This is a genomic window from Aliidiomarina indica (genome assembly GCF_015354615.1).
In the GTDB taxonomy this organism is placed as follows: domain Bacteria; phylum Pseudomonadota; class Gammaproteobacteria; order Enterobacterales; family Alteromonadaceae; genus Aliidiomarina; species Aliidiomarina indica.
In genome coordinates this window covers 299,864-322,626 of record NZ_JACAVQ010000003.1, presented here as the reverse complement: position 1 = coordinate 322,626, position 22,763 = coordinate 299,864, and the positions used below count along the sequence as shown (strand labels likewise).

The window sequence follows — 22,763 nt, the reverse complement described above, 5'->3', positions numbered from 1 at the left end:
CCATATGGGCTTGTTATTAGAAAGTTAACAACTCTTTATGAGACGTTATCTTTAAATTTGGTGAGAAGCTGCTGTTTTCACAACTTTACACTGCCTCACTTACCCATATTTCGTTGGCTTAGCACTTTAAGTACTTGTCTTAATTGCCGTCGAAGTGGGGCGAATTATAGAGATGTAACGGAATCCAGCAAGTACTTTCTGCATGTTTTTAAGGTTTTTTTGCTCAACCGCAGAAAAATCATTCAACTTGACGTAAGATCACACAATATTGGTTCAGTTTATGTTCAGCAAGAAAACTCGGACACTTGGTTCCGTTGAGCTTGCGTATGGTGAAAGAGGTGATTATGTCTACGAACGAAGTAAAAGGGCGCCCTTATAAAGGTCAGTACCCTCAACTTGGTGCACGTTGTTATGTTGACCCGTCGGCGGTGATTGTAGGTGATATCCAGATCGGCGACGACAGTAGCATTTGGCCTCTCGTGGCCGCGCGAGGCGATGTGAATCATATTCGCATTGGTGCCCGCACTAATATTCAAGACGGTTCCGTACTTCATGTTACGCGTACTGGCCCCGATGATCCTCACGGCTATCCGTTACTGATTGGTGATGATGTGACTGTGGGTCACCATTGTATGTTGCATGGCTGCGTCGTGGGTAACCGGATACTAGTCGGGATGTCTGCTGTGGTTATGGATGGTGCTGTGGTGGAGGATGATGTCATTATTGGCGCCGGTTCGCTTGTCCCTCCGGGTAAGCGTTTGCAAAGTGGCTATCTATACGTGGGCAGCCCCGTAAAGAAAGCACGGGAATTGACTGGGGAAGAGCGAGACTTCTTGCAGAAATCGGCGGCAAACTATGTGTATTTAAAAGACGAGTACTTAAAAGAAGCGCAAAGCTAACTTAGCACGTTGCCATTGGCGCTGTTCCTGCATCCGCATGAACAGCGCTAAACAAGTTAGTGAAAATCTCGCGACTTTATCTTCGTTACTGGCAAGCGTGCACTTAAATCTTTCATGTCCCCGGCGACCACGTGAATGACATCACCTTCCATTTCTAAAACACCTTTAATTCTTAGCAAACGAGCTTTTAACCATTCCCGTCGTTGTTGCTTGGCCAAATCTTGCCACAACACAACATTAATCGTTCCCGTATCATCTTCTAGTGTCATAAAGGTGACCCCTGACGCCGTGCCCGGGCGCTGCCTGTTGGTCACCAAACCTAACACTGTCACCAATTGTCCATGTCGCAATTGAGGCAACTCTATTGCTTTGCGGTGATGAGGGAGCACGCCTTGCTCATTTAATAGAGCCACTGGATGACGTCCGAGCGTTAACCCAAGGCTGGCAAAGTCTTCGCTCATATCGGCAATTTCATGGGGAGCGGCGAGGGTATAATCACCACTATAGTTTTCCGCCACTGCGAGCAAGGATAGTTGATCACTTTGCTTCTTATAGTCGAGCTTCGTCATATCCCATCGGGTTTGATAGCGATGCCCTGCTAAACAGGAAAAGGCGTTGGCACTGGCGAGCTGTTCTTTTGTTTTAATCGATAACGACAGCAACTCTGACTGTGTTTCAAAGTCATTCATATTCTGAAAGCCCGCTTCAGGACGGTGCTTGATTAACGCTTCAATCTCTTGCTTTTGCACTCCTTTGATTAATCGAAAACCCAAGCGGATTGCCGGTTCTCCGTTGCGAGCAACGAGCTGATGATCCCAAAGACTCCGATTAATACATACTGGCAATACTTCAACCTGGTGTTGGCGTGCATCCTGAATAAGTTGAGAAGGGGAGTAAAAACCCATGGGATGACTGTTCAATAGCCCCACATAAAATGCCGCAGGGCAGTGGAATTTTAACCAAGAAGATACATAAGCCAGATTGGCAAAGCTCGCCGCGTGAGATTCAGGAAAGCCATATTCGCCAAAACCACAGATCTGAGCAAACAAACGCTCGGCGAAATCTCGTGTGTATCCGCGCGTTAGCATTCCTTGAACTAGTTTTTCCTCAAATGCCATTAGCTGGCCTTTACTGCGCCAACTTGCCATTGCTCGGCGCAGCGCATCGGCCTCTCCGCCGGTGAATCCGGCTGCAACCATGGCCAGTTTAATCACTTGCTCCTGAAAGATTGGCACTCCTAAAGTTCGCTCTAGCACCTGCTGTACTGCAGGCCCTGGGTACTCCACGGGTTCTTTTCCCTCGCGACGACGTAGATAAGGGTGCACCATATCCCCTTGAATAGGCCCTGGCCGAACAATGGCAATCTGAATCACCAAATCGTAAAAACACCGAGGCTTTAAACGCGGCAACATGTTCATTTGCGCCCGCGACTCTATCTGAAACACGCCCACAGAATCGGCTTTTTGCAGCATCCGATACACGCCCTGATCATCTTGTGGGATGCTCGCTAGGGTATGAGTCATGTGGTAAAACTCGGGGAGTAGGGTCAATGTTTTGCGAATCGCGGTTAGCATTCCTAACGCTAGCACGTCCACTTTTAACAGGCATAAGGCTTCAATGTCGTCTTTATCCCATTGAATCACGGTACGTTCCGACATGGCCGCATTTTCTACTGGAACAAGTTCCGACAATGGACCCGCAGCAATGACAAAGCCGCCGACATGCTGAGATAGATGACGCGGAAAACGTAAAATTTCTTCTGTTAAACGTAACAAGTGCGCGCCCTGAGGATGATTCATCACTCCCATGCTCCGCAATTGCTCCGCCCAGCCTTCCTCTTGATCACGTCGGTCGAGTCGATCTATCCATTGCTGAATACGCGCTTCAGGAAAGCCAAGTGCTTTGCCCACGTCCTTTAACGCACTTCGTATCCGATACGTGATCACCGTGGCGGCTAAAGCCGCGCGATCTCGTCCGTACTTCCGGTAAATATATTGAATCACTTCTTCTCGGCGTTCATGCTCAAAATCCACATCAATATCCGGTGGCTCATTGCGCTCACGGGAAATAAAACGCTCAAACAATAAATCGGACTGAGCTGGATTCACTGCCGTAATTCCCAAGCAATAACAAAGCACCGAATTTGCAGCAGAGCCCCGTCCTTGATGCAATATTCCTTGTTGCCGAGCAAACACAACCAAATCATGAATGGTAAGAAAGAAGTGGGCATACCCCAACTCTTCGACTAGGGCGAGTTCCGCTTCGAGCTGTTGACGTACTTTGTCAGGGACTCCTTGCGGATAGCGCCAGCGCAAACCTTGTTGCCCTAATTGTTGTAGATAATGATTAGCAGTGAATCCCTTAGGAACAACTTCCGCTGGATATTCATAACGCAGGGATCCTAAATCAAACCGACATTGTGCGCAGATACTGAGGGTGGCTTGACGCCATGCTTGTGGGAATACTTGGGTCAGTACATCAAGCGCTCGCAAGCACACTTCGCCGTTCGGTAAGCGCGCTCCTCCTAGTGCGGTCACTGTACTGTGTTCACGAATGGCCTGCATCACATGGAGCAACGGCAAACGCGCTTCGCCATGCATAAGCACACCGCCTGTAGCCACCACGGGCCAGTTCCATTGCTCACTACAGGATTTGATCCAACGAGTATGGTCACGGTCATCTGCACGCAAATATCGGTGGTACATTAACCAACAACGATGGGGGAATTTTGTCTGAAGTTGTTCAGCCAAATCTGCAATTGGCGCCTCTGTGTTTGGGCACGGACGCCACAGCAAAATACATTCAGATAAATCATGGGTTAGTAATTGGCGACCATGAAATTGATAGCTTCCTTTTTCTGCAGCGCGCCGACAGGTGCTAATCAGCTGGCATAATTGCGCATATCCGGTGCGATTTTTCGCCAATAACACGAATAAACCCGTCGCTGAGCAATAAAATTCGCTACCACTGATTAAATTCAACGATGTGCCCTTTGCCGCTTGCCATGCTTTCACTAAGCCGGCAACTGAGCACTCATCAGTAATTGCTAAACCTTGATAGCCAAGAGACACCGCGGTATTCACTAACTCCTCGGGAGAAGACGCCGCGCGCTGAAAGCTATAATGGCTTAAACAATGAAGCTCTGCGTAGGCCATTAGCTAAACCATCCATGTTGCCACCAACAGCCTTGTTGATGCTCGTAGAAGAGCCAACCCGGTTGCCCATCGCGATGACGTGCTTTCCAGTAATCACGATCGCACATGTGTTCATTGTCCTGTACCCACCAAGGCAACGTAAATCGTTCCGGACCTCGCAACAATACCCAATGCTGGATCTGTACAGGCCGCGGTTCAGGGAATAGCCACAATGGCCTTTCCTGAATATGCGCTTGCCCAAGGGGCTGACCTGCTGGAACCTTGTGCCAGGCTTGCTCGGGTAGCCAATCTGCGCGGTTCTGAATTCCCCATACACGCTGCTGACCTAACCGCAATTGCAACTCATTGAGCAAACGCGGTAGTGATTTTTTATGCTGACGAGGACCTTTTAATAAGTCGCCATGATCACGATGGCGCGGCTGCAGCTGTCGTGCCTGTAAACTTAATTCAAGCACAGGTGCCACCAACACGCAGTGCTCCATTTTTAGCTGACAAAACTGCGCTAATTCATGCGCTAGATAGCTACCATGCGCAAATCCTAACGCCAACTCTGTTGGCGCTTCATCACGGTGATACAAGGTAAGGAGTAATTGTCGCGTTTCCTGTTGCCGGCTCTCTAAAAAGTGCTCTAAATCTTGCAACAGCCGATTCAATGGAAAGCGTAACGCCTGCCAATGGTTCACTTCAGCGGTGAGTTCTAAGCGCTGGAAGAACCACACCGGCGGCCTAAAAAAATGTAAATTCTCGCGTTGCTCACCTTGGATGCGCGCCAGCAATACCACCAACTCTTTCCCCAACCGACGTCCGGCTAATGCCCGAGGAATTGCCTGTAACGCACCGAGCGTATGCAATCCCATGCGTTGCAGTTTCTCTTGCAATGGCTGAGGGCAGGGTAAATAGCCGATAGGAATATCTGCGACTGTTGTTACCTGTGACTGCGCCACCATTTTCGCTTGCAATGGCGTAACCCCAACACCCGATTGGTAACGTAGTTGCCAAGGCGCCAATTGCTGCTGCAGTTGCAGCTGATTTTGTTGTGGTTCCGGATAGAGTTTCCGCATCGGAGTTAAGTCTAGCCAGAGCCCAAAGGGTGGATCTAAGCTAATCACTCCGAAAACTTGATATAAATCTGTGGCTACCTGTTGCAATAAATGCCGTTGCCGCGCTTCTCGCCAACGAAAAGTGCGTAGCGTATCGGCGAGCAACCAAGCATCTGATAATGTATTCCCGCGCTGAATACCCAAGCCTTCTGCCACAGCATTCGTTTGCATCACACGCTGCTCTTGAGCATGAAAAAGCACCGCCGGTAACGCTTTCAGCTCCGGTTGCAGCACTTGCATTCTATCCAGCAGCAGGGTGGGGAATTGGAGGTACATCCACATCAACAACCTCAGCCAGTTGGCCACCGGGGCAAAGGGCGTCGCGGTAAGCGTACCGGCCAACCGCCATGGCGCTTAAGAATCTGCCACTGCACTTGCCCTTGCTCATGATGAATACGCAGCCGCGTTCCGTAGCTACGTGCTTCTTCCGGTTGCCATCCTGTAATAACAAATACATAGGCATCACTCTCACTCGCCGCCAAGTGCAATCGTCGGGTTGCCGTTGCTGATAATTTCTTTGCCCACAACAACAGCACACCGGCTTGCCCGCTATGCAAAATAGTCTCCGCGGCCCAAAGCGCATCGGTTTCATCACTTGGGGTTAATACAATATGCTGAGATTGGGCGCCGGTACTGGCTAAAGCGGGGGCATTCGGAATAGCCGGCGGCCCGATCCAGAATATGGCTAGTTCACGTGTTGCTGCATCCTTTATCGCCGGTGCCAGCAATGCCATTTCGCCACTAAAACTCTGCTGAACCTGCAATTCATGAATACGGCTACGCACCCAGCCACCGCCTAACGCCTGATCCAAAACCGAATCGGCGGCTGAAACCAATGTGACGGCTTGAGATTGCGCTTGCCGCCCTTGCCACAAAGCGCCACGGTCGATCAGTTGTTGCAAATGAGCCTGCATAGACACCTCAAAATACTGTACGTATATACAGTATAGTCTAGAGAAATTTTGTGCGTTTGCAAGCGGATCGCTATCGTTATTGCTAAGTTCAGGTATCATGAAGAAATAATAATAAAATCACGGAGCACGCTAGCGCATGTTTAAATTCCTGCCAGCCCCCCTGCGAATTGTCATTAATTTTTTATGGGGAGCATTCGCCACCTTAGTGATTGGTCTCACCGTGATTTTCCTCGGCCTGTTTAAGTTTTTTATTCCGATTCCTCCGTTCCAGCGGTTTGTATCGCGACTGGCTAACGGCGTATTTCGAGGATGGGCTTACGCGGTGTCTTGGATGTTTAGCATCAGTTACCCAGTGGAGTGGATTATCGAAGGGGATATCCCCGACGATCGTAATGGCTGGTTTATGATTTTATGCAATCATAAAAGCTGGGTAGATATTCCTGCCTTAATGCATCTATCCCGTAAGAACCTGCCCATGCCCCGTTTCTTTCTCAAGCAAGAGCTTTTTTGGGTGCCGGTGATCGGCATTGGCTGTTGGGTGTTAGATATGCCCTTTATGAAACGCTACAGCAAAGAACAAATAGAGAAGAACCCCGAGCTCAAAGGCAAAGACATAGAAACCACTCGGATAAAATGTGAGAAGTTTCGTCATATCCCCACAACCGTGATTAACTTTTGTGAAGGCACACGCTTTACACCTGAGAAACACGCTTATAAAAAAAGTCCTTATACGTACCTATTACCACCGAAAGCGGGCGGCACGTCTTTTACGCTGCAGGCCATGGGCCAACAGTTTCAGGAAATTTTAGACATCACATTGGTATATCCAGAGCGCCGCACGAACAAACCGATCGTACTCGACCTACTTGCTGGCCGTCTTGAAAAAATCTACGTGTACATTGACCGTTTTCCTGTCACCGACGATCTGCGCGGTGACTACTTTAACGATCCCGAGTTTCGTGATCATTTCCAAAATTGGCTCAATGAGCGCTGGGCATTAAAAGATCAGCGCATCCGTGAAGTCTATGAACGGGAAAAATCCTAATCAAAAAAAGAGCCAGCATTTAGCTGGCTCTATTTTGTGTGCTTAGGTCGCTGACGACATGGCGTAGTTCACGTACATCCAAGCCACTGGGATGCTGATAAACGCGCAAGCCGAACTCCGGCAATATCGACAACAAATGGTCGAAAATATCCGATTGAATTCCCTCGTACTCCGCCCAAGCCACGGTATTGGTGAAGCCATAAACCTGTAGCGGTAATCCATCAGGCGTTGGTGATAACTGGCGGACCATCATGGTCATTTCCTGATGAATCCCTTTATGATTTTTTAAGTAGTTCAATACATAGGCACGGAATGTACCTAAATTCGTGATACGTCGCGTGTTGATGGCCACTTTACCATCGTCTTGCAACGATTTATTCCACTCATCAATCTCTTTTTGTTTATTTTCCATGTACTCACGGAGCAAACGAAAACCGCGTAATCGTTCTTTTTCTTCCTCACTCAAAAAGCCAATACTTTGCTGATCGAGTAGAATATTTCGCATTATCCGACGCCCACCCGACTCTTGCATCCCGCGCCAGTTTTTAAAGGAGTCGGTAATGAATTTCCGCGTGGGGATAGTTGTAATCGTCTTATCCCAGTTTTGCACTTTCACCGTATGCAGCGCGATATCAATCACGTCACCATCGGCATTCAGCGATGGCATCTCCACCCAATCGCCAACGCGGACGATATCATTCGAAGAGATTTGCATACTGGCGACTAACGACAACAAGGTATCTTGGAATACCAACATGAGTACCGCTGCCATGGCTCCCAAGCCAGAGAGTAAAATCACCGGGGACCGGTCGATCAAGGTAGCAATAATCAAGATAGCGGCTATCACATAAACCACGATTTTCAGGACTTGGATATATCCTTTAATCGGCTTTAAATGTGCACCCGGCCGCTTTTCATAAATGGTATTGATAACCGTTAAAGCGCCATTAATAGCGAGCCCAACGGTCAGCACCACAAACGCATTAGCAACATTCTGAATAATGGAAATCAGAACTTCGGGAAGCTGCGGCACATATACAATACCTACAGAAATAATGAGCGCAGGAATGACGTTCGAAAGGCGAGCGATAACCGTGTTATTCGACAGGGTTTCATCGCGCCCCAACGGTGATGCCATCAGGGCTTTCATTAAACCGCGCACCAGCAAGCGCTTTACCACTGCATTGCCGAACCACGCTAACATAAGCAGCAAGAAAAGCCCTGCTGCCATGTGAAGTTCTGGGTGGCGTTCCAACCAACTGATGGAATCCTGTAACGTTTCGATCATGTCATCCATTACATTGCCTTCTAGTCGCGGCTTCTATCACCTAGTCTTTGCTCATCAAGTAACGAGCTAACGCAAGGTAGTCGTTGAAAAAGTCTGTTGAGTTCTGGAACCCTTGTGGATTCATTTGGTACTTGCGATTCACAATGTAAGTTGGTGTTGCACGAACATTAAAATTGTCCTGAGCGGTACGCATGCGGTTAGTTAAGCTACGCACTTGCATGCTATTCCATGCACGATCAAAACGTTCTTCATCAACGCCAAGATCAGCAAATACCGCTTTTGCATCGCTCACCGAGTTCACCCAGCTATTGCGTACAAAGTGGCGTTGGAATACTCGCTCAGCGAAGTCCTCGTTCACTCCTAAAACAACCGCTGTTGCCCAGATCTGCATGATGTTTTCGCGCATCGTATTATTTGGCACCACAATGTTGACGTGATACTTGCGAAAGGCATCGCCAAACTCATTTTTCAACGAATCACTAAAGCCTGCAAACTGATAACACGCATTACAATAGAGTGAGAAGAAATCGATAATCTCTGGGTTTCGGCTTTTTTCATCACTAATGACTGTGTAATGAACCCCTTCCTGAAAGCGCTCAGATGAGGCTTGCACTGAGGCGGCAGCAAAGAACAGCACAACGGCCATGGCGATTACTACGAGTTTTTGCATTATTCAGTTCCTGTTGTTTTCGATCCACATCATCGATACGGCAATGTGATATAAGGTCCATTATGCCGCTAGTTGAAACCTGGCTGCAAGCGCAGGGGTGGTTCATCGAGGGCAGAGAGTTGTTCTTTCAACGCAAGAATCTGCTGCTCCCAATATCTAGGCTCTGCAAACCAGCTAAAATTATGAGGAAATGCAGGGTCTTCCCAGCGCCGCGCTAGCCACGCCATATAATGAATGATTCGCAAAGCACGCAAAGGTTCAATCAGATGCAGTTCTCTTGGGTCAAACTCCATAAATTCTTCATACCCTTCGAGCAGGGTTTCTAGCTGTATTTGCTGTTGTAATCGATCGCCCGACAGCATCATCCATAAGTCTTGAACGGCAGGACCCTGTCGACAGTCATCAAAATCGACCAAGGTAAGCCCTTCCGGACGCCATAGTAGATTACCAATATGGCAATCACCATGCAGGCGCACATGGGTATAAGCATCCCAGTTCACCGCATGCACCCGCGCAACCACTGGGAGCAAAATAGCCCGAAAAGCTTCTCGCAAACTATCTGGGAGCAGTTCACAGGCAAGCAATTCATTAACCGCTTCATCAAGGCCTGCACGGGTATACAGTTGAGGCCGAAAGGTGAACGGGCGGGCACTACCGGTAAGATGCAGACGTCCAAGGTGCCGACCTAAATCTTCTAGTTGTTCTAACTGCTCGGGTTCTAATGCCCGACCACCAATACTCGGAAAAACAGCAAAACGGAAGCCCTGCCACTGTAACGCTGTTTCGCCTGCTATCGCTAACGGACATACCACCGGAATTTCAGCGTTCGCTAGCTCGGCGGTGAATTGGTGCTCTTCTAGAATCTGTTCGTCACTCCAACGCTGTGGTCGATAAAATTTCACCACGTAGCGCTTTTGGTCATCCGCTAGAAATTGATAAACCCGGTTTTCGTAGCTATTGAGCGGCAACAAACCTGACACTGGGTAAAAGCCCACTGACTCTACCGCATCCAGAATCAAGTCTGGAGTGACCCCTTGAAAGCTAAAGTCGCTCAATGATAATCCTTATTGATATATAAAATTGGTGCGCACAGTGCGCTTAATACTTGCTTCATCGATCGACTGAATCGTAAAGGTGATTTCTTTGATAGGTGTATCGATAAAATACGGGTCAATGGCAATCGTGACCGGCACTATCTCTGAAGCCTCCGGCCCCAACACTAACTCTTCGGGACCATACCACTGCATATCTTCCACCCCAGACACGCTAAATGAATAACGCTGTGTTTGCTGGGATTTATTAATCACTCGCAGGGTATATACATTCTCTATCCAGCCTTCCTGATTTTCCCGGTACAACGACGCTCTATCGCGGATAACATCAAATTCAAGCGGCACCCGAAACACAATGTCCGCCACTAACAACAGCGTCAGCACCAACAATGCTAAGCCATAGCCCACACTTTTAAAGCGAAACACTTTGGTTTGGCCGCCTTCTAGCCGACGTTGGGTGGTGAAGCTAATCAGCTTTTTCGGGTAACCCATTTTTTCCATAACACTATCGCAGGCATCAACGCAGGCGCCGCAGTTAATACACTCGTACTGCAAGCCCTGACGGATATCGATGCCGGTAGGGCACACCTGAACGCACAGGTTACAGTCGATGCAGTCGCCTAATCCTTGTTCTCGCGGATCGATCTTGCGCTTGCGCGGGCCCCGCGGTTCGCCCCGTTCTTCATCATACGCAACGATATAGGTGTCTTTATCAAACATGGCCGCTTGGAAGCGGGCATAGGGACACATGTGAGTACACATGATTTCCCGCATCCAGCCTGCATTCCCGTAAGTAGCAAAGGTGAAAAATAACACACTCCCCGTTGCCCAAGCACTGGCTTCAAACACAAAGAAGTTTTGGAATAGCGCCCGAATATCAGTGAAATACCCCACGAATGTCATGGCCGTGAGCCAGGCAATAATGATCCAAGCACTATGTTTGGCAAATTTTCGCGTAAATTTATCTGCGTCCATCGCCCGTTCATCCAGCTTCATGCGCTGATGACGACTACCTTCGATCTTGCGCTCAAACCACATGAAGATAAAGGTCCAGGTGGTTTGCGGACACGTAAAGCCACACCAGACTCGGCCAAATAGGGTCGTCACTAAGAACAGAGCGAAAGCTGACACCATAAAAATCCACGCTAAAATCGTGAGATCTTGGGGCCAGAGGGTCATGCCGAAGATGCGAAAACGTTGATCAAGGATATTGAGAAGAACCGCTTGCTCACCATTCCAAGTAAGCCAAGGAAGTACAGCGAATAGGGCCATCAACACGAAACCAAGTACGCGTCGGGTGGTTTCTACGCGCCCCTCAGCTTCCCGCACATAAATGTGGTTTTTGCCCGGACCGGAACCACCGCTTGGCTTTTTAATTTCCGGTTTTTGAATTGTGACACCCTTTTTCGGGGGTGCGTCCTGTACTTCTATCTTTTGCTCAACCACGTGTTTATCCGCCGTTCTGCATCACCAGGAATGGGCTTCATTATACGCCCATTCTGGTGAAAGATCAGGGATCCAACAGGATTAGGATCAAACTTTTGGCAGATTATGAGATACCCAGAAATATCGCCGCGAATCCGAAATAGATGAGTACTCCGCTCGCGTCTGCAATGGTGGTTACCAGCGGCGCACTTGCCGTAGCCGGATCCCAACCAACCCGTTTAAGTACAAACGGCAACAGGACACCAATAAAACTACCCACCAACACAATACTGACCATGCTTAGCGCCACAATCGGTACAATCACAGAGTCGACGCGGAAATAAGCAACCGCAGAAATCGCCGCCGCCATGGTAATACCAAGGCCTACCGACACCAGCATTTCTTTGCCAAGCATATATACCCAGTCGCTCTTTAATAGATCGCCGGTCGCTAAACCCCGTACCACTAGAGTAGCGGCCTGAGCGCCAGTATTACCGCCCGATGCAATCAATAGCGGCAAGAAAAACAGCAAGGCAATATGGGTTTCAATCGTGGCCTCAAAATACATCAGGCCCATACCCGAGAAAATATTGGCAAATACCAACAAAACCAGCCAGTTAATGCGACTGCGATAAATCAGCACTGGGCTGGCGTCTTTAATGCCGCCCTCTAATTTTCCAACGGTTGCTGATTTGTGCATGCTCTCCGTGTCTTCTTCCTGCACAACGTCCATCGCGTCATCGAAGGTAACGATGCCGAGCAATACGTCGGTGTCGGAAACCACGGGAATGGCTAATAAATCGTAGCGACTGATCACCCGTGCGGCTTCTGATTGGGGCATGTCGGGCTTGAGCGCTACCACATCCCGTGTCATCAAATCATCAATGCTTTCTGTGGGCGCAGCGGTAATTAATTCCCGCAGAGAAACAACCCCTTGCAGACGGTTCTCTTTGTCGACCACATAGATTTGATAAATAGTTTCTTTGTCTGGGGCTGATTGCCGCAGACGGCGAACCGCATCTTCCACCTTGCTTGCCGATGGAACCATGGCATAGTCAGAGGTCATCACCGAGCCGACGGTTCCCTCTTCATAACTGGCTAAGCGCAACAGATCTTCACGGTCACGTTTTGCTAAGCGCCGCATTACGGCGTCCTGCAATTTTACGTCCAACAATGCATATAAATCGGCCCGTTCATCCGAAGACATATCTCGGAATAACTGTGCCAACACACCAACTTCCATGTGCGATGCCAGTTGTTCCTGATTTTGGGGCCGCAAATAACCAAATACTTCTGCTTGTTGCTCCGAAGACATTTTTTCCAGCAACGTCAGCGTGCTATACACTTCAAAGTTCTGGTCAATATATTCGGCAATATCCGCGGGTGGAATTTCTTCCAAAGCTGCACGCAAGGAATGCTCATCGCCTTGGGCGATAAGATCAATTAGATGCTCGTATCCTTCGTAAGTCATGACATTTCTGCTCCTCAGTCATGCTGCGTATGACGCTAAAATGCGCAGGGCGAGTGCATTTAACGTCAGTGCGTTGGTTTCAGCCGATGGCGAAATAGACGCAAAGACAAAACACTAGATAAGGATGTTGTAGCGAAGTTATTCAAGAAATGCTGAATAGAAAGCTGCAACTCCACCGACGGTAACAGGCGCGGCAAAGTCGCAGTGTCACTGGGTCAGAGAGACTGGGACTTTAACGGACCTGTACCGCTTGTTCGTCGTCGTGAACTGTCCAAAACGTACTCTCTCCACTGCAATAATAACGCTCTAAATTTTAGAGAAGGGTTGCCATAAACACAACCCTTTGGTCGAAAAATCAGGTACTTTAGCGAACCTCAGGCACACTCATTACGTCTGCGTGGTCGCGAACAAACCGGTCAGACATAACCGATTCAAAGGTTCCATTGGCGCGATAAAGAAAAATAGCTGCAATATCATGTTCATTTGCGAAGGAAAGACCAACCTCTTCGCCTAACACCATAAACACGGTAGCTAGCGCATCAATTTCTGTGGTGTTTTCACCCAACACATGGACGCCTGCCAATCGGTGCGCAATGGGCCGTCCGGTGGTTGGGTTAATGGTATGCGAGTAGCGCACACCATCTTCCTCGAAGTAATTGCGATAGTCACCTGAACCGACCATGCCAATATCATAAAGCGGCATAATATGACGCACAATTTGTTGCGCATCATTTGGTGCTTCAATACCTACATGCCAAGCGCGGTCCTCACTGCGCATGCCAAGGCCTTTTAAATCACCACCGATGTTCACCAAATGGTTTTCAATACCTTGCGATAGTAAGTACTCGCTTACCGCATCAACAGCATATCCTTTGGCGATACCTGAGAGGTCGATAAAAACATCCGAATGGCGCGTAACGCTCCGATTATCCGCATCCAAGGCAACATAGCGGTAACCCACCTCCTGCAAACGTCTTTGCAACGCATCGTCATCTGGTGCCGATGTAATACGTCCTTCCGGGCCAAAGCCCCACAGGTTCACGAGTCCTCCAATTGTAAAATCAAAGGCTCCACCGGATAACTCAGCGATTTCATAGCCCAACTCAAGCACATAGAAAAGTTCCGCTGGCACTGTCACCGGCTCACCAACCCTTGCGCGATTGACTTCATTTAACACGGAGTCGTCGCGGTAGGTCGACATCTGTCGATCCACTTCGTTAAGTACTGCAAGTACTCCCGACTTAATTTCGTCTTCATCAAACTCATGTTGTGTGCCGATGCTCACCTGAAAGAAAGTTCCAAAAATGCGACCTTCCAGCACTTTCGGAGCCGGTTCCATACGCGGACCACATGCGCTCACCACACAAACTGCGAGGACCAATAAAATAGCTTTTTTCAACTGAACCATACGACCTTTACTCACTCAGTGTTTACAAGAAAAACCAGAGTAATAAACCGCCTAAAACTAAGCGATAAATTACGAATGGCTGCATGCCGATACGTCGAATAAATGCGAGGAAATAATGAATACAAACATAGGTGCTTACCGCGGCAACGACAAAGCCTAGCAGCAAGATATCCCAAGGCGTCTCGGTTCCGTTTCGAAACAAGGTAATGGCAGAGAGTAAACTTGCCGCAGCGATAATCGGGATGGACAGTAAAAACGAGAATCGTGCCGCCGCTTCCCGAGACATCCCTAAAAATAAAGCGGCTGTCATGGTAATCCCAGAGCGTGAGGTGCCAGGAATTAATGCAACGGCTTGCGCAAAGCCAATAATCAGTACATCTTTTAACGTCAGTGAGTATTCATCCCGCTCGCCACGGCCTTTCCAATCAGCTAAACCTAACAATAAACCAAACACGATTAAGGCGACGCCCATAATCACTTCACTGCGCAACATGCCCTCAGCGACGTCTTTGAAGATTAAGCCAAGTACACCGGCAGGAATCGTTCCGATAATCACCCACCAGGCTAGTTTTGAATCTTTGGTTTTCTCACCTCCACTGACCGCGCCCATCCAGTCCCGGGTCATGGTGAAAATTTCGCGGCGAAAATAGGTGATAACTGCCACCAAAGAGCCCGCATGAAGAATCACGTCAAAATCGATTCCTTGATAAACATCGCTAAGCCATTGTCCCGCCAACACTAAATGGGCCTGACTGGAAATCGGTAAGAACTCGGTAATCCCTTGCACTAAGGCAAGCCAAAAGGCAGTGATATAATCCATAATCATCTCTTCGCAACGAGAAGAGCAGCCGTGTGAGCTGCTCGCCGATAAAATCAGTGCAAAGTGTACCAGAGGGCCTGAGATTAATGAATGGCATTACTTTGGATGACATCGACTTTGTAACCAACGCAATGCGTTGGCTACAGGCCCGAGTAAGGCATCGATTTTGTAACCAACGCAATGCGTTGGCTACAGGCCCGAGTAAGGCATCGACTTTGTAACCAACGCAATGCGTTGGCTACGGGCCCGAGTAAGGCATAATTGCAGCGATTGAGGGAGCGTACCTCAATGGTACGTGACCGATTGAGCTGTGATTATAACGCAGCTATCGGAGCTCTCTGGCAAGCCAGAAAAAAAAAGCCCGTCGGGGAGACGGGCTAACAACTACACGGTCTTTGGGGAAAACCGTGGTTTTGCCCCAGGGGGAAACATCGTGGAGAGAATAACCCCCTGAGATTGCAAAATTATGACAGCGCGCGTGCTGTTTTTGCCGCATTCAACACTGCAGCGAGACGCACCGATGTTTGAATCGCCTGCGCGCTCACACCATGCTTTACGAGCACTCCCACGTGTGAATCGATACACATGCCGCAGCCATTTAGTGCTGATACAGCAAGGGAAAATAATTCGAAATCTGCTTTGTCTACGCCTGGATTGGCCATGCCATTCATGCGCAAGCCTGCAGGCATCTTGGCAAATTGCTTATCACTGCTTAAGTGAATGAAGCGGTAATAGATGTTGTTCATCGCCATTAAAGTTGCGGCAAGTTTTGCAGCAGCAACGACATTGGCTTCTACCTTCCCATCTGCTTCAGCTTCAACGGCGGCAATGAGCTCTTTGTCGTTTAAGGAATACACCAAAGAAAGTGCGGTACCGTAGAACTGATCCGCGGTTAAGCCTGATGTATCCACATTGCCGAACAAATTAGATAAATTCAGCTTGGTGTCTTTACCGTGATCACCCAAACCCTGTTTGTAATCTGCAATTGTCATACTGTCTCCGTACCTTAAACCTTGAGAGTAACGGGGGCGCTTAGCGCCCCGCGTTTGTCTTCATTGCGTATTAAGCCGCGTTTAATGTTTCGCCGCCGACAGGGCGGTTACACGGGCACAACTCGTCAGTTTGTAAGCCATCAAGAATACGTAATACTTCTGCTGGATTACGTCCCACGTTGAGTGCGTTCACAGAAACATGCTGAATCACATTGTGTGGATCTACGATAAAGGTTGCGCGCAAGGCTACGTTTTCAGCTTTGTCACGAACACCCAATCCATCGACTAAGTCGCCCGCAGTATCGGCGAATGAATACTGGTTCAGACTCTTCATATCTGGGTGCTCACGGCGCCATGCCAGCTTCACAAATTCGTTGTCCGTACTACCACCGAGCACTACCGCATCGCGGTCAGCAAACTCTTCATTTAGTTTTGCAAACTCAACGATTTCTGTAGGGCACACGAAGGTAAAGTCTTTCGGATAGAAGAAAATTACTTTCCACTTCCCTGCAAAGCTATCCTGCGTGATAGTTTCAAAAGCGCTCTCACCATTCTCTTCAGGCATGTTAAAACCTGGTTTTGCGGCGACTACAGAAAACTCGGGCAACTTATCACCAATTGTTAACATATTGTAATTTCTCCAAAAATTAATGGTTGTGGTTAATCTCGGAGAGCATAGTACGGGTCGGTGCCTATTGATTAAAGCGAATAAAAGCTATTATTATAATCGGAATATCTAATTAGACCCGGCGACGAAATCCGCGGCAACGGTGAGGCCTTTATGAGTAAGCTACCTAGTTTAAAAAACCTAAGTTATTTGCTGGCTTTGCATCAGCATCAGAATTTCAATCGCGCCGCACAAGCTTGCTTCGTGAGCCAATCCACTTTAAGTAGCGGCATTCAAAATTTAGAAGAGCAGCTGGATTGTCAGTTAATTGAGCGCGACCACAAATCGTTTTTGTTTACCGGCATGGGCGAAGAAATTGTTGAACGTGCGCGATTAATTCTCACCAGCACCGAAGAACTTGTGAACTTTGCGCAAAGCCAAGGCAATGTTATGGAGGGCCCGCTTCGGGTCGGCTGTATTCCTACCATTGGTCCTTTTCTATTAGGAATTCTCAGCAAACGCTTGCAGGAGCAATACCCGAAACTTGAACTACTGATTCGAGAAGACACCACAGCGCAGCTTTTAAACCTGCTTCGAGATGGTGAACTCGATGTGCTTATCCTGGCGTTGCCAGTCGATTTGCAAGGGAATCAGCAATGGGTTGTGGGACGCGACCCGTTTAAAATGGCGTTAACCCCAAAGATGGCTCAACTTGCGGGCAACCCCGTGGATTATTCCAAACTTCCCAATAAAAGCATTTTCCTATTGGAAAAAGAGCACTGCTTAACTGAGCACGCGGTAACCGCTTGCCGGCTAGGCAACAAAGAGAAGATAAATCCATTTACGGCGGCCAGTTTACATAGCTTGGTGCAAATGGCGGAATCACTGAATGGCGCCACCTTTGTGCCACAAATGGCCATTGATGCGGGTATCTTATCGGGCAATGAATTAGTGACAGTGGATCCGAGTGGAGGCGAAGCATTTAGAGAGATTGGTTTAGTGTTTCGACCCACCACAAGCCGGCGCCAAACCTTCCGTAAATTGGCGGAAACCCTCGCCGAGTTATTGCCGATTGCAACGCTGCGCTAAAGCTATTTCCGCAGGTCGTCTCGGGAACTTGGCGAATAAACGCCTTTGGTGATCGATTCTTGCGCGAGCATGGTATTGATCTACGCTTATTAGTTCCGCCGCTTTTTTGCTTAAATGGAAGCGGAACCTATTTTGACCCTGAGTTAACAAGGAGTGGACCATGAAATTCGCAACTGTTGCACTGGCTACAGCGATGGTGTTAGGCGCTTCGGCGATCGCTACAGCAAGCGCTGAAGCCAAAACCATCGAAACCCGATGGGCCGATGTAGAAGTGGAAACTGTCGCTGACGGACTTGTTCGCCCTTGGGGTATCGCTTTTCTCCCCGAAGGCCGACTTTTGGTGACTGAGATGGAAGGGCGTTTGCGCATTATTGAAGCAGACGGCTCCTTAGGCGAACCCATTCGGGGCATTCCAGAAGTTACCGTGCGTAACCAAGGGGGTCTGCTAGATGTGGCTTTGGCGCCCGACTTTGAAACCTCGAATCGTATCTATTTGAGCTGGTCAGAAGCTGAAACCTCAGGCAGTAATGTCACCAGTACAGCCGTTGCCCACGCGGTGCTCGGCGATGGCGAATTGCACAATGTCACCCCCATTTTTAGCCAATATCCAAAAGTAGAAGGCGGACGCCATTACGGTGGGCGTATGGTATTCAGCCAGGATGGACGCTACTTGTATGTCGGCTTAGGTGATCGCGGCCACCAAATGAAAGAATCACAGGATCTCGACAGCCACACCGGCACATTGATTCGCCTGTATGCCAATGGCGAGGTTCCTCAGGACAACCCATTTGTGAATCATGAAGGGGCGCTTCCTGAAATTTGGTCTTATGGACATCGCAATATTCAAGGTATCGACATTCAACCGAGCACGGGACGTATGTGGGCAGTTGAGCATGGTCCACAAGGTGGCGATGAACTCAACCTACCAGAACCTGGCAAAAACTATGGCTGGCCATTGGTCACTCACGGTGAAGCCTACGGCGGCGGCCAAATGAGTGAAACCGTCAGCTTTGATATGGAAGGTAAGGAATTGCCGGTTTGGCATTGGACACCTTCTATCGCCGTTTCCGGCATGACCTTTTATGACGGCGATGCGTTCCCAGAATGGCGCGGCAACGTGCTTGCTGCAGGTCTTCGTGGACAAGTTATTGCCCGTTTAGAAATTGATGGTGATCGCGTAATCCATGAAGAACGTCTCCCTATGGATTATCGAATTCGTGAGATTCGCCAAGGGCCTGACGGCTACTTGTACTTGCTAACCGATGAGCGGGACAACGCCAAAGTATTGCGTCTTCGCCCCGCCGAATAAATTGAGAGAGGAACATTAAATGGCGAATGCAGTGCCCTTTAGTGAACGTGGTTTCCAACTCAATTCTGTTAGGCTCGCTGTTGTGGCGAGCCTATTTCTTTCTACCGCTTACGCCGAGGTAGACGAAGTAACAGAATCCGAAACAGCGACTGTTGATGATTATGTAGTGGTTACGGCAACTCGTACCGAGCGCCCTTGGATAGCGACGCCTGCATCCGTTGAGCGGGTTGATGTGGCGCAACAACTTCCGGGCCAACGTACGGATGCCGCTGAATTACTGCAGGGGTTAGCAGGCGTACAAACCGACACCCGTTATAATTTTGCCCAAGATACACGCGTGGTACTCCGCGGCTTTGGTACCCGAGCCGCATTTGGGGTGCGCGGTGTTCGCATGCGCCTAGACGGTATTCCACTGTCGATGCCCGATGGGCAAGCCCAAACCTCAAGCATTTTGCTCGATGAACCGGCACGGGTTGAAGTATTGCGCGGACCCTTCGCTGCCATTTACGGCAATTCTGCCGGTGGCGTGATCGACTTGCAGAGTGAGCGACCTTTGCAATCCGCTGTGTCTGCAGATTTGAGTGCCGGCTCAGCAAACCGTGAGCGTCAGCGCTTGCGCGGGGTTTATGCCCACGACAATCACACGGCGAGTATCGATTATGCGCGTTTTCGTACCGATGGTGATCGCCCAAATGGTCAGGTAGAACGTGATCAATGGGCCGCGCGCTGGTACATGGATGTGACTGATACCATGGAACTGATTTTGCGTTGGGACGACAATAATGCGCCTCTGTTGCAAGATCCGCTCGCATTAACGCCCGAGCTATGGCGCGAAGACCCTACGCAAACAGCTGCACAAGCAGACACCTTTAACACACGCAAGACCATTCGCCATCGCCAACAATCGCTTACCCTGCGTGATTACGCGGATACCACTCAATGGCAGATTGCGGCATGGACAGGACAGCGCGATATCGAACAATATCTTGCCTTTCCCGGATCTGCGATTACCGCCTCCGGCGGTGTTGTCGACCTCGAACGGAGTTTTTCTGGAGTAAACGCCACCTATTCTTGGTTGCCTTTGCACAACCATGATTGGCGCGTCACGTTCGGCATTGATCTCGAGCGACAAACTGATGAGCGCAAAGGCTTTGTGAATCAAATGGGCACCCGCGGTGATTTACGACGAGATGAAACCGGTCGTGTGCGCAGCCAGGATGTCGCCTTCATTAGCGATTATGCCGTGAGTTCGCGAGTCACATGGTTATTGGGTATTCGTTACAGCGACCTCGATTTCCGCGTTGATGATCGTTTTATTGTTCCCGGGAATCCGGACGACAGTGGCGAAACTAGCTATCAGGAGTGGTCATGGAGTTCAGGGCTGAACTACCAATTCAATGCCAACCTGAGCGCATTTATCGCCACTGGGCGTGGCTTTGAAACGCCAACACTGACAGAGATGGCTTATCAAAATGAGGGCACGGGCCTCAACACCGATCTTCGTGCGGCGCAACTAGAGCAAAACGAACTCGGTTTGAAATGGTTTCAGGGTCCTTGGCGCGGACAAGCATCGGTGTTTACCATCGATACCCGTGACGACCTCGTTGTCGATCAAAGCATCGATGGCCGTACCACCTATCGTAATGCAACACGGACAGAACGACAGGGGATGGAGTTAAGCACGCAATGGGCCATCAGTGACTACTGGTTACTGCGCACCGCTTATACCTGGCTAGATGCCCGCTATCGCGGGGATGAAAACGATGGCAATCGGTTGCCTGGTTTGGCTCGAAGTAATTTATATAGCCAACTAGAATGGCGACCATGGGCTGATCAGCGCTTGCGCCTGCTTGTTGAGAACCAGTACCGTTCGCGGGTACCGACCACCGATAGCAACGATGAATATGCGCCTGCGGCAAGCGTCTGGAATGCAGCGGTGCAAGGCAATTATGAAGTGGGCAACTGGCGGATAAATCCGTGGCTTCGAATTGATAACCTTAGCGACAAAACCTATGTAGGTTCGGTGGTTGTGAATCAGGGCAATGGCCGTTCCTTTGAACCAGCGCCGGGGCGTATTTGGCTCGCAGGGTTTTCGCTAAGTCGGGTATTTTAACTAGGTCTGTTTGCCCTGTTCAGCAGCATCCGAGCTATCAGATAACCAGCGGTACAACGTTCGTCGCGTAACCCCAAGAATTTCCGCGGCTTTGCGTTTGTTACCGCCGGTTTCCCGGAGTACATAGCTTACATATTCTTGCTGTACTTCATTTAAGCTGCGGAGCGGCTGTTTGCTTGAAGAGTCAGTTTGCGGTTCGGCCACATCAATATCTTTTTGCATACGCTCGGGCAAGTGCTTCGCTTCTATACTGTGCCCTTCGCTGAAGGTCACCGCGCGCTCAATAGCATTGCGAAGTTCACGCACGTTTCCGGGAAACGGATAGCGATAAATGCGATCCATAGCACTTGGGCTAAATACAGGCTGATGCTCATTATTGCGCGTGAGTTCGGCGAGAATCGTCTGCGCGAGCAGTTCCCGATCATCACCGCGCTCCCGCAATGCAGGTACCGAAATACTCAAGGTTTCCAAACGATAGAACAGATCTTCGCGGAATTTCCCTAGATCAACTAGCGATTCCAAATCCCGATGGGTGGCGGCCACAATTCTGACATTAACACTGACTTCACTATCGGAGCCCACTGGCCGAATCGTGCCTTCTTGCAATACCCGCAACAGCTTCGCTTGCAAATCCAATGGCATCTCACCGATTTCATCGAGCAATAAGGTGCCGCCCTCGGTTTCTTTGAACAGCCCCCCACGCGCTTTTTGTGCGCCCGTAAACGCTCCGGCAGCATGACCAAAAAATTCGCTTTCTATTAACTCTGCCGGAATCCCAGCACAGTTCACGGCTCGAAATGGTCGCGTCGCACGTTCGCTTTCTTGATGAATAGCGCGGGCGACCAGTTCTTTTCCGGTTCCGCTTTCACCGAGCACTAAAACCGGAGCATCAGACGCTGCCACTTGTCGAACGCGCTGATATAACCGGCGCATCACGCGGCTATGTCCGATCATGCCATGAAAATCGTCGCTGCGTTGTTGCTCACGCATGCTTGCCACTTCCGTTCGCAACCTACGATGATTGAGCAACCGTTGCACGGTAAGCAACATATGCTCTATATCCAACGGTTTGGTCAGGAAATCATCGGCTCCTTGTTTGAGTGCTTGTACCGCCTGATCCACCGTGCCAAACGCGGTAATCAATAATACTTCTGGGGCATCGGGTAATGCTTTTAAGCGGGGAATAAGTGTCATGCCATCGGCACCAGGTAGGCGCAAATCACTCACCACAATCACCGGTTGCCAAGATTCAACAATGGGCCAGGCCTCTTCTACCGATAAGGCATGACGCACAGAAAAGCCTTCTGCTTCGAGTTCTTCAACCAAAAGCTCCGCAAGGCCAGGATCATCTTCTACAACCAGTATTCTTTCTGCCATGTGTCCTCATTGTGGTTCATCGTATGCCA

General features: G+C 49.3%; 18 protein-coding genes. 5 read left to right on the top strand and 13 right to left on the bottom strand.

Features of this window, described 5'->3' with window-relative positions; genetic code table 11:
• The first annotated feature begins 344 nt into the window (after nucleotides 1–344).
• Nucleotides 345–899, top strand: coding sequence for a gamma carbonic anhydrase family protein (locus HXZ99_RS07255; protein ID WP_194756615.1), 555 nt, complete (start codon nucleotides 345–347; stop codon nucleotides 897–899).
• Between the two features lie 56 nt (nucleotides 900–955).
• On the opposite strand, the gene HXZ99_RS07250 is transcribed toward HXZ99_RS07255, so the two are convergent.
• From HXZ99_RS07250 to HXZ99_RS07240, 3 genes are read right to left on the bottom strand one after another with little or no spacing between them, the layout of a single operon-like run.
• Nucleotides 956–4,054 carry an error-prone DNA polymerase gene (locus HXZ99_RS07250; RefSeq protein WP_194756614.1) on the bottom strand — a complete coding sequence of 1,033 codons (3,099 nt, stop codon included), beginning with the start codon at nucleotides 4,052–4,054 and terminating at the stop codon, nucleotides 956–958.
• Entirely contained in the window at nucleotides 4,054–5,436 is a 1,383-nt protein-coding gene (locus HXZ99_RS07245) for a Y-family DNA polymerase (RefSeq protein ID WP_194756613.1), read from the bottom strand. Before HXZ99_RS07245 ends, HXZ99_RS07250 begins: the two co-directional genes overlap by 1 nt.
• 8 nt (nucleotides 5,437–5,444) lie before the next feature.
• On the bottom strand, nucleotides 5,445–6,068 hold the full coding sequence (locus tag HXZ99_RS07240; protein WP_194756612.1) for a hypothetical protein: 624 nt from the start codon (nucleotides 6,066–6,068) through the stop codon (nucleotides 5,445–5,447).
• 136 nt (nucleotides 6,069–6,204) lie between these two features.
• Here HXZ99_RS07240 and HXZ99_RS07235 point away from each other — a divergent pair, with 136 nt between their 5' ends.
• Nucleotides 6,205–7,113 carry an acyltransferase gene (locus HXZ99_RS07235; protein WP_194756611.1) on the top strand — a complete coding sequence of 303 codons (909 nt, stop codon included), beginning with the start codon at nucleotides 6,205–6,207 and terminating at the stop codon, nucleotides 7,111–7,113.
• A gap of 19 nt (nucleotides 7,114–7,132) precedes the next feature.
• Here the strand turns inward: HXZ99_RS07235 and HXZ99_RS07230 are convergent, their stop codons facing one another.
• From HXZ99_RS07230 to HXZ99_RS07190, 9 genes are all read right to left on the bottom strand, one after another.
• Entirely contained in the window at nucleotides 7,133–8,410 is a 1,278-nt protein-coding gene (locus tag HXZ99_RS07230) for a mechanosensitive ion channel family protein (RefSeq protein WP_228517746.1), read from the bottom strand.
• A gap of 31 nt (nucleotides 8,411–8,441) precedes the next feature.
• Nucleotides 8,442–9,071 (bottom strand): thiol:disulfide interchange protein DsbA/DsbL, encoded by a 630-nt coding sequence (locus HXZ99_RS07225; RefSeq protein WP_194756610.1) that lies wholly within the window; start codon nucleotides 9,069–9,071, stop codon nucleotides 8,442–8,444.
• A gap of 68 nt (nucleotides 9,072–9,139) precedes the next feature.
• The gene (locus tag HXZ99_RS07220; protein WP_194756609.1) at nucleotides 9,140–10,126 is read right to left on the bottom strand and encodes a serine/threonine protein kinase; all 987 of its coding nucleotides are present in this window, start codon (nucleotides 10,124–10,126) and stop codon (nucleotides 9,140–9,142) included.
• Between the two features lie 9 nt (nucleotides 10,127–10,135).
• Nucleotides 10,136–11,569: a cytochrome c oxidase accessory protein CcoG gene (gene ccoG, locus HXZ99_RS07215; protein ID WP_407928501.1), complete on the bottom strand. Its 1,434-nt coding sequence runs from the start codon at nucleotides 11,567–11,569 to the stop codon at nucleotides 10,136–10,138.
• A gap of 103 nt (nucleotides 11,570–11,672) precedes the next feature.
• Nucleotides 11,673–13,019 (bottom strand): magnesium transporter, encoded by a 1,347-nt coding sequence (gene mgtE, locus HXZ99_RS07210; protein ID WP_194756608.1) that lies wholly within the window; start codon nucleotides 13,017–13,019, stop codon nucleotides 11,673–11,675.
• Nucleotides 13,020–13,383: 364 nt separating this feature from the next.
• Nucleotides 13,384–14,427 carry an FAD:protein FMN transferase gene (locus tag HXZ99_RS07205; protein ID WP_194756607.1) on the bottom strand — a complete coding sequence of 348 codons (1,044 nt, stop codon included), beginning with the start codon at nucleotides 14,425–14,427 and terminating at the stop codon, nucleotides 13,384–13,386.
• Nucleotides 14,428–14,449: 22 nt separating this feature from the next.
• On the bottom strand, nucleotides 14,450–15,247 hold the full coding sequence (locus HXZ99_RS07200; protein WP_194756606.1) for an undecaprenyl-diphosphate phosphatase: 798 nt from the start codon (nucleotides 15,245–15,247) through the stop codon (nucleotides 14,450–14,452).
• A 464-nt stretch (nucleotides 15,248–15,711) separates the two neighbouring features.
• Nucleotides 15,712–16,239, bottom strand: a complete 528-nt coding sequence (locus HXZ99_RS07195) for a carboxymuconolactone decarboxylase family protein (RefSeq protein ID WP_194756605.1) — start codon at nucleotides 16,237–16,239, stop codon at nucleotides 15,712–15,714.
• Between the two features lie 70 nt (nucleotides 16,240–16,309).
• Nucleotides 16,310–16,867 (bottom strand): peroxiredoxin, encoded by a 558-nt coding sequence (locus HXZ99_RS07190; protein WP_194756604.1) that lies wholly within the window; start codon nucleotides 16,865–16,867, stop codon nucleotides 16,310–16,312.
• 153 nt (nucleotides 16,868–17,020) lie between these two features.
• Between HXZ99_RS07190 and HXZ99_RS07185 the strand changes: the two genes are divergently transcribed.
• The 3 genes from HXZ99_RS07185 (at nucleotide 17,021) to HXZ99_RS07175 (ending at nucleotide 21,357) form a co-directional block, all read left to right on the top strand.
• Nucleotides 17,021–17,935, top strand: coding sequence for a hydrogen peroxide-inducible genes activator (locus tag HXZ99_RS07185; protein WP_194756603.1), 915 nt, complete (start codon nucleotides 17,021–17,023; stop codon nucleotides 17,933–17,935).
• Nucleotides 17,936–18,095: 160 nt separating this feature from the next.
• Entirely contained in the window at nucleotides 18,096–19,244 is a 1,149-nt protein-coding gene (locus HXZ99_RS07180; protein ID WP_194756602.1) for a PQQ-dependent sugar dehydrogenase, read from the top strand.
• Nucleotides 19,245–19,263: 19 nt separating this feature from the next.
• Complete coding sequence (locus tag HXZ99_RS07175; RefSeq protein WP_194756601.1) at nucleotides 19,264–21,357, top strand: TonB-dependent receptor family protein; 2,094 nt, start codon at nucleotides 19,264–19,266, stop codon at nucleotides 21,355–21,357.
• Here HXZ99_RS07175 and HXZ99_RS07170 read toward each other — a convergent pair whose 3' ends face one another.
• Nucleotides 21,358–22,734: a sigma-54-dependent transcriptional regulator gene (locus HXZ99_RS07170; protein WP_194756600.1), complete on the bottom strand. Its 1,377-nt coding sequence runs from the start codon at nucleotides 22,732–22,734 to the stop codon at nucleotides 21,358–21,360. It abuts the gene before it with no gap.
• Nucleotides 22,735–22,763 lie beyond the last annotated feature (29 nt).

Coding starts and splice junctions, on each gene's coding strand:
- HXZ99_RS07180 (WP_194756602.1), top strand. CDS start 18,096: ATGAAATTCGCAACTGTTGCACTGGCTACAGCGATGGTGTTAGGCGCT.
- HXZ99_RS07255 (WP_194756615.1), top strand. CDS start 345: ATGTCTACGAACGAAGTAAAAGGGCGCCCTTATAAAGGTCAGTACCCT.
- HXZ99_RS07200 (WP_194756606.1), bottom strand. CDS start 15,247: ATGGATTATATCACTGCCTTTTGGCTTGCCTTAGTGCAAGGGATTACC.
- HXZ99_RS07205 (WP_194756607.1), bottom strand. CDS start 14,427: ATGGTTCAGTTGAAAAAAGCTATTTTATTGGTCCTCGCAGTTTGTGTG.
- HXZ99_RS07250 (WP_194756614.1), bottom strand. CDS start 4,054: ATGGCCTACGCAGAGCTTCATTGTTTAAGCCATTATAGCTTTCAGCGC.
- HXZ99_RS07240 (WP_194756612.1), bottom strand. CDS start 6,068: ATGCAGGCTCATTTGCAACAACTGATCGACCGTGGCGCTTTGTGGCAA.
- HXZ99_RS07185 (WP_194756603.1), top strand. CDS start 17,021: ATGAGTAAGCTACCTAGTTTAAAAAACCTAAGTTATTTGCTGGCTTTG.
- HXZ99_RS07235 (WP_194756611.1), top strand. CDS start 6,205: ATGTTTAAATTCCTGCCAGCCCCCCTGCGAATTGTCATTAATTTTTTA.
- HXZ99_RS07170 (WP_194756600.1), bottom strand. CDS start 22,734: ATGGCAGAAAGAATACTGGTTGTAGAAGATGATCCTGGCCTTGCGGAG.
- HXZ99_RS07225 (WP_194756610.1), bottom strand. CDS start 9,071: ATGCAAAAACTCGTAGTAATCGCCATGGCCGTTGTGCTGTTCTTTGCT.
- HXZ99_RS07230 (WP_228517746.1), bottom strand. CDS start 8,410: ATGGATGACATGATCGAAACGTTACAGGATTCCATCAGTTGGTTGGAA.
- HXZ99_RS07175 (WP_194756601.1), top strand. CDS start 19,264: ATGGCGAATGCAGTGCCCTTTAGTGAACGTGGTTTCCAACTCAATTCT.
- HXZ99_RS07190 (WP_194756604.1), bottom strand. CDS start 16,867: ATGTTAACAATTGGTGATAAGTTGCCCGAGTTTTCTGTAGTCGCCGCA.
- mgtE (WP_194756608.1), bottom strand. CDS start 13,019: ATGACTTACGAAGGATACGAGCATCTAATTGATCTTATCGCCCAAGGC.
- HXZ99_RS07195 (WP_194756605.1), bottom strand. CDS start 16,239: ATGACAATTGCAGATTACAAACAGGGTTTGGGTGATCACGGTAAAGAC.
- HXZ99_RS07245 (WP_194756613.1), bottom strand. CDS start 5,436: ATGTGGATGTACCTCCAATTCCCCACCCTGCTGCTGGATAGAATGCAA.